The following is a 1,116-nucleotide window of genomic DNA, read 5'->3' as shown; positions in this document are numbered from 1 at the left end:
GTTTGAGCGTAGTAGGGCGAGGTCGATTTCGCCCATGGGCTGATGGCGCCGTCGCGCAGCGAGACGTTCTCATCCGGCACGACGAGGTTGGCGTCGATGGCGCGCTGGCTGCCGAGGCCGTCGCAGGTCGGGCAGGCGCCGAACGGGTTGTTGAAGGAGAACAGCCTGGGCTCGATTTCCGGAATGGTGAAGCCGGACACCGGGCAGGCGAATTTCTCCGAGAACATGATGCGCTCATGCGTCTCGTTCTTTGACTTGTTGACCGAGTCCTCGCCGGTCTGGCTGGCGTCGAGCGGCCTGTCGGCAAACTCGGCCACCGCCAGCCCTTCGGCGAGCTTCAGCGCGGTTTCCATCGAATCCGCGAGCCGTGTCGCCAGATCACCACGCACGACGATGCGGTCGACGACGACGTCGATGTCGTGCTTGTACTTCTTGTCCAGCGCCGGCACGTCGGCGATCTCGTAGAAGACGCCGTCGACCTTGACGCGCTGGAAACCCTTCTTCTGCAGTTCCAGCAGTTCCTTGCGGTACTCGCCCTTGCGGCCGCGCACGATCGGCGCCAGCAGATAGAGGCGTGTGCCTTCGTCCAGCGCCAGCACGCGGTCGACCATCTGGCTGACCGTCTGGCTCTCGATCGGCAGGCCGGTGGCCGGCGAATAAGGGATGCCGACGCGCGCGAACAGCAGGCGCATATAGTCGTAGATCTCAGTGACGGTGCCGACCGTCGAGCGCGGATTGCGCGAGGTGGTCTTCTGCTCGATCGAGATGGCGGGCGACAGGCCGTCGATCTGGTCGACGTCCGGCTTCTGCATCATCTCCAGGAACTGACGGGCATAGGCCGACAGGCTCTCGACGTAGCGGCGCTGGCCCTCGGCGTAGATGGTGTCGAAGGCGAGCGACGACTTGCCGGATCCTGACAGGCCGGTCATGACGATCAGGCTGTCGCGCGGCAGGTCGAGATCGACGTTCTTGAGATTGTGTTCGCGCGCCCCGCGAATGGAAAGGTATTTTTGGTCGGCCATCGCCGGTCGCCGCCTCAGATCTGGAATTTTGCTGGATTGGCGGGTTTGTCCCGGCCATCCCCTATGTAGGTAATTTCGCCGCCACGTCGAGAGA

General features: G+C 63.5%; 1 pseudogene. It reads right to left on the bottom strand.

Annotation, left to right across the window (positions count from 1 at the left end):
- Positions 1-1,022 (bottom strand): annotated as a pseudogene (locus tag EOA38_RS37400) (excinuclease ABC subunit A); the annotation flags it as partial.
- Positions 1,023-1,116: the final 94 nt, after the last annotated feature.

This window comes from Mesorhizobium sp. M1E.F.Ca.ET.041.01.1.1 (assembly GCF_003997355.1).
Taxonomy (GTDB): domain Bacteria; phylum Pseudomonadota; class Alphaproteobacteria; order Rhizobiales; family Rhizobiaceae; genus Mesorhizobium.
Note: the sequence above shows the minus strand (reverse complement) of the source record. Positions and strands in the feature narration are given on the sequence as shown.